General features: G+C 68.5%; 5 protein-coding genes. 2 read left to right on the top strand and 3 right to left on the bottom strand.

The window, feature by feature from the left end; translation table 11 throughout:
• The 3 genes from kdpB to kdpF form a co-directional block, all read right to left on the bottom strand.
• Positions 1 to 1649, bottom strand: a 1649-nt coding sequence (kdpB, locus tag AC1D01_RS17275; protein WP_477868353.1) for a potassium-transporting ATPase subunit KdpB, incomplete at its 3' end; no start/stop codon positions are given.
• Positions 1646 to 3367, bottom strand: coding sequence for a potassium-transporting ATPase subunit KdpA (gene kdpA / locus AC1D01_RS17270; protein ID WP_477868351.1), 1722 nt, complete (start codon positions 3365 to 3367; stop codon positions 1646 to 1648). The genes kdpB and kdpA, both read right to left, overlap by 4 nt.
• Positions 3367 to 3462, bottom strand: coding sequence for a K(+)-transporting ATPase subunit F (kdpF, locus tag AC1D01_RS17265; protein WP_477868349.1), 96 nt, complete (start codon positions 3460 to 3462; stop codon positions 3367 to 3369). Before kdpF ends, kdpA begins: the two co-directional genes overlap by 1 nt.
• Positions 3463 to 3648: 186 nt before the next feature.
• On the opposite strand from kdpF, the gene AC1D01_RS17260 reads away from it, so the two are divergent.
• Together AC1D01_RS17260 and AC1D01_RS17255 are read left to right on the top strand one after the other, a co-directional pair.
• Positions 3649 to 4011 (top strand): response regulator, encoded by a 363-nt coding sequence (locus AC1D01_RS17260; protein WP_477868347.1) that lies wholly within the window; start codon positions 3649 to 3651, stop codon positions 4009 to 4011.
• A 156-nt stretch (positions 4012 to 4167) separates the two neighbouring features.
• Positions 4168 to 6010, top strand: a 1843-nt coding sequence (locus AC1D01_RS17255; RefSeq protein WP_477868345.1) for a putative bifunctional diguanylate cyclase/phosphodiesterase, incomplete at its 3' end; no start/stop codon positions are given.

The raw sequence follows: 6010 nt of genomic DNA, 5'->3' as shown, positions 1-6010 counted from the left end.
CCGGTGTTCATCGCCACCGCCACGTCGGCCTGGGCCAGCGCCGGCGCGTCGTTGGTGCCGTCGCCGGTCATCGCGACGAGGCGACCGTCGGCCTGGTGGTCGCGGATCATCTTCAGCTTGGCCTCGGGCGTGGCCTCGGCCAGGAAGTCGTCGACGCCGGCCTCGGCTGCGATGGCCGCCGCGGTGAGGCGGTTGTCGCCGGTGATCATCACCGTCTTGATGCCCATGCGGCGCAGTTCGGCGAAACGCTCCTTGATGCCGCCCTTGACGATGTCCTTCAGCTCGACCACGCCGAGCACTCGCGCCCCGTCGGCCACCACCAGCGGCGTGCTGCCCTTGCGCGCCACCTCCTCGGCAGCGGCCTGCACGTCGGCGGGGAAACTGCCGCCCAACGACTGCACATGCTTGCGGACAGCGTCACCCGCGCCCTTGCGCAGCTGACGCAGCGTGCCGTCGCCGTTGTCGATGTCGACACCGCTCATGCGCGTCTGTGCGGTGAACGCGACGAACGCCACCTTGTGGCTCGTCAGGTCGCGCTCGCGCAGGTTGAACTTCTGCTTGGCCAGCACCGTGATGCTGCGGCCTTCCGGCGTTTCATCCGCCATCGACGCGAACTGCGCCACGTCGGCCAGCACCTGCTCGGTGATGCCCTTGGCGGGCACGAAGGCCGAGGCCTGGCGGTTGCCGAGCGTGATCGTGCCGGTCTTGTCGAGCAGCAGCACGTCGACGTCGCCGGCGGCTTCGACCGCGCGGCCCGAGGTGGCGATCACGTTGGCGCCCATCATGCGGCTCATGCCGGCCACGCCGATGGCCGACAGCAGCGCACCGATGGTGGTCGGGATCAGGCACACCAGCAACGCGATCAGCGTGGTGATCGTCACCGGCGTTCCCAGCTTGGCGGCGTCGACGCTGAAGATCGAGAACGGCAGCAGCGTCACGGTGACGACCAGGAACACGATCGTCAGCGCCACCAGCAGGATCGTCAGCGCGATCTCGTTCGGCGTCTTCTGGCGCTTGGCGCCCTCGACCATCGCGATCATGCGGTCGAGGAAGGATTCGCCAGGGTTCACGCTGATGCGCACCACCAGCCAGTCCGACAGCACGCGGGTGCCACCGGTGACCGACGCGAAGTCGCCGCCCGATTCGCGGATCACCGGCGCGGATTCTCCGGTGATCGCGCTCTCGTCGACCGAGGCCACGCCTTCGATCACCTCGCCGTCGAGCGGGATGGTGTCGCCCGCCTCGACCAGCACGACCGCGCCCTTGCGCAGCTCGTCTGCCTCCATCGGGTGCCACGAGGAGCCATGGCGCGGCTGCTCCAGCTTCTTCGCGATCGTCTTGCGCTTCATGCCGCGCAGCGATGAGGCTTGCGCCTTGCTGCGGCCTTCGGCGATCGCTTCGGCGAAGTTCGCGAACAGCACGGTGAACCACAGCCAGAGTGCCACGGCCAGGATGAAGCCTTGCGGCGCCTCGCCCTTTCCGCCGAGCGCCTGCACCCACAGCAGCGACGTGATGATGCTGCCGACGTAGACGACGAACATCACCGGGTTGCGCCACTGCACGCGCGGGTCGAGCTTGCCGAATGCGGAGGCGATGGCCGGCTTCACGAGCGCCGGGTCGAACATCGAGAAATTCTGGACGGTTGTCATTGCGGATTCCACAGCATCAGGTGCTCGACCACCGGCCCCAGGGCCAGCGCCGGCACGTAATTGAGCAGGCCGACCAGCAGCACGCTGCCGATCAGCAGGGTGACGAACAGCGGGCCGTGCGTCGGCAGCGTGCCGGCCGTGACGGCCAGGCGCTTCTTCGCGGCCAGCGAGCCGGCGATCGCGAGCACCGGCACGATGACGCCGAAGCGGCCGAACCACATCGCCACCGCCAGCAGCATGTTGTAGAACGGTGTGTTGGCCGACAGGCCCGCGAAGGCGCTGCCGTTGTTGTTGGCGGCCGACGTGAGGGCGTAGAGGATCTCCGAGAAGCCGTGCGCGCCGGGGTTGGCGATGCCGGCCTTGCCGGCATCGGCCAGCACCGCGATGGCAGCCCCGGCCAGCACCAGGATCGGCGTGACCAGGATCGCGATCGAGGTCATCTTCATCTCGTGGGTCTCGATCTTCTTGCCCAGGTACTCGGGCGTGCGGCCGATCATCAGCCCGGCGATGAACACCGCGAGGATCGCGAAGATCAGCATGCCGTACAGCCCGGTGCCGACGCCGCCGAAGACGACCTCGCCGAGTTGCATCAACACCAGCGGCACCATGCCGCCCAGCGGCGTGAACGAGTCGTGCATCGCGTTCACCGCGCCGCACGAGGCAGCCGTGGTGATGGCGGCGAACAGGCCGCTGGCGGCGATGCCGAAGCGCGCTTCCTTGCCTTCCATGTTGCCGCCCGGCTGCGTGGCACTCGCCACCTGGTCGACGCCGAGCTGCGCGAGCAGCGGGTTGCCCTGCTGTTCCTGCGCGGTGACGACGACCACCGAGACGACGAAGATCGCCGTCATCGCCGCCAGCACCGCCCAGCCTTGCCGCATGTCGCCGACCATGCGGCCGAACATGAACACCAGCGCGGCCGGAATCAGGAAGATCGACAGCATCTGCAGGAAGTTGGCGAGCGGCGTCGGGTTCTCGTACGGGTGCGCCGAGTTCGTGTTGAAGAAGCCACCGCCGTTGGTGCCGAGCATCTTGATCGCCTCCTGCGACGCGACCGGGCCCATCGCGATCGACTGCGGCGAGGCCTGCAGCGTCGTCACGTCCTGGTAGGCGTCGACGTTCTGGATCACGCCCTGGCCGACCAGCACGAGCGCGAACACCAGCGACAGCGGCAAGAGCACATAGGCGGTGACGCGCGTGATGTCGACCCAGAAGTTGCCGATCGACGCCGACGAGCGGGCCGCGAAGCCGCGCACCAGCGCGATCACGACGACGATGCCGGTGGCGGCCGACAGGAAGTTCTGCACCGTCAGCGCGAGCATCTGCGTCAGGTAGCTCATCGTCGACTCACCGGCATAGCCTTGCCAGTTGGTGTTGGTGACGAAGCTGATCGCGGTGTTGAACGACGAGTCGGCGCTGACCGCGGCCATCGCCTGCGGGTTGAACGGCAGCACGCCTTGCAGGCGCTGCAGCGCATAGACGGCCAGCACGCCGAGCAGGTTGAACACCACCAGCGCGGTGGCGTAGTGGCGCCAGCCCATGCCGCCGGCGGCGTCGACACCGGCGATTCGGTACAGGCCGTGTTCGGCCTTCACGAACGGCGAGAGCCAGCGGGGGAATCGCCCTTCGGCGACGGCGGCCAGCCACCGGCCCAGCGGCCAGGCGAGCAGTGCGAGGATGGCCAGGAAGGCCACCAGAAGCATCCAGGCTTGCGAGTTCATCAGAAGTCCTCCGCCTTGAGCAACGCATAGACGAGGTACACGAGCAGGCCCAGCGATGCCAGGCCGGCCAGCCCATACAGAAACGGAAAGTCCATGGACTCCTCACGACGGTGATTCGGATGTCCAGGAGCGTAGGGACGGGCGTATCAAATCGGTGTATGGATTCGGGTGCTGCGCATCAAGACGGCGTAAAGACTCTGAATCCGCCCCTGGACGCCAGGACCGTTAAAGTAGCGCTGCCGCGCCGTTGCTCGAACAGGCGCAGCCACAGGGAGCCAGCCATGCCTTCGATCCTCGTCGTCGACGATTCGGCGTCCATGCGTCAGATGGTGTCGTTCACCCTCAAGAGCGCCGGCTATGCCGTGACCGAGGCCGTGGACGGCCAGGATGCCTACGAGAAAACCACCGCGCGCGACTTCGACCTGGTGCTGACCGACCAGAACATGCCCCGCATGGACGGCCTCAGCCTGACGCGCAAGCTGCGCGACAACCCCAAGTTCAAGAGCGTGCCGATCCTGGTGCTGACCACCGAGTCCAGCGACCAGATGAAGCAGGCCGGCCGCAGCGCCGGAGCGACCGGCTGGCTGGTCAAGCCCTTCGATCCGGCCAAGCTCATCGAGGTCATCCAGAAGGTGCTGCGCTAGAGCCCCATCCGGCAGGGTAAACCCCCATCGCTGCCAACTGTTCGACATAAATCAGCTTCGCGCCGCCACGCGCTCAAGCCGGTCACCCTGCACGTCGATATCCGGGCAAGCGTTCGACAGAGACGCCCGTACATCGCTTCGATGGAGACTGTCATCGTGTCATCACCCCCCGCCGCTGCCGAACGACTGGCCGTCACCGACGCCGCGCTTGCGCCAGGCCGCGCCCCGCTGGCGTCCCAGGCCTACCAGGCGTTCCTCGAACAGGCGCAGGTCGGCGTGTTCCTGATCCAGGACGGCCGCTTCCGCTACGTCAACCCGAAGGTGGTGGAACTGCTGGGCTACACCGAAGCCCAGCTGATCGGCATGGTCGCGACCGTCGTGGTGCATCCGCAGGACGTGGGCCGCGTGGCCGAGCACATCCGCCAGCGCATGGCCGGCGTCGCCGGCTCGGCCTACGACATCCGCTGCGTGCGCGCCGACGGCAGCGTGTTCGCCGCCCGCGTGTTCGGGCGCCGCATCGACTTCGAAGGCCGCGAGGCCGACCTGGTGACGCTCAGCGACGTCAGCGAGATCCAGCACGCACGCGAGCTGTCCGAATGGCGGGCGCGCATGCTGGCGCAGACCGAGTTGCTGTGCCGCAGCGGCTCGGTGGAGATCGACCTGGCCTGCCGGCGCGCCACGCTGTCGTCCGGCGCCTATGCGCTGCTGGGCGAGACGCACGAGCCGGGAACGCTGTCGATCTCGGCCGCGCTGCGCTGGCTCCCGCGCGACGAGCGCCGCTACGTGATGTCGATCTGGCGCGGCGCGGCGCCCGGCGATCCGTTCGAATTCCAGCACCGGCTGCTGCGCGCCGACGGCAGCCGGCTGGTGGTGCTGCACCGTGGCATCGTCGACGTCGGCACCGACGGCGAATCGCTGCGCGGCGTCATCATCCTGCAGGACATCACCGCGCAGCGCGAAGCCGAAGGCCGCATCCAGGAGCTCGCCAACTACGACGAGCTGACCGGCCTGCCCAACCGCGTGCTGCTGCTCGACCGCGTCGACGCCGCGGCCCATGCGGCGCAATGGGACGGCAGCCGCTTCACGCTGCTGTCGCTGAACGTCGCGCAGGTCGAACAGGTCGAGGAGACGATGGGCTTCGGCGCCGGCGACACCCTCGCGATGGCCGTCGCGGCCCGCCTGTCGGGTCTGTGCAAGAGCGACGAGACGCTCGCGCACCTGGGCGGCGGCGAGTTCGCGGTGCTGCTGGACCCGTCCCTCGCCGACGACGAGAACGCGGTGCTGGAACGCGCGCGCGCCATCCTCGACGGGCTGCGCCTCCCCGAGAGCGTCGGCAAGACCGAGGTGTACCTGAGCTGCTCGGTGGGCGTCGCGACCTACCCGGGCGACGCCGACAACGCCCATCGCCTGCTCGAATGCGCCCAGACGGCGCGCCTGCACACCGACAGCGGTGCGAGCCGCATCGCCTTCTTCACGCCGCAGGCGAACGAGCATGCCGTGCGCCGCATGACGCTCGAATCCGCGCTGCGCCGCGCCATCGGGCGCCAGGAACTGTCACTGCACTACCAGCCCCAGGTCGACCTCACCGACGGCCGGCTGCTCGGCGTCGAGGCGCTGGTCCGCTGGCATTCCAGCGAGCTCGGCGACGTGCTGCCGGTCGAGTTCATCCCGGTGGCCGAGCAGACCGGGCTCATCATCCCGATCGGCGAATGGGTGCTGCGCAGCGCCTGCACGCAGGCGGCGGCCTGGGCCCGCGCCGGCCTGCCCGAGCTGCGCGTGCACGTGAACCTGTCGCCGCTGCAGCTGCAGCAGCCCGACATCGCCAAGCGCCTGCACGCCATCCTGCTCGAGACCGGTGCCAACCCGGCGCACCTGGGGGTCGAGGTGACCGAGAGCATGCTGACGGTCGACGTCGAGCACGCGTCGCGCATCCTGCGCGAGCTGAAGGCGATCGGCGTCGAGATCTCGCTCGACGACTTCGGCACTGGCTACTCGAACC

The sequence above is a fragment of the Rhizobacter sp. P3_B12 genome (genome assembly GCF_056402895.1).
Note: the sequence above shows the minus strand (reverse complement) of the source record. Positions and strands in the feature narration are given on the sequence as shown.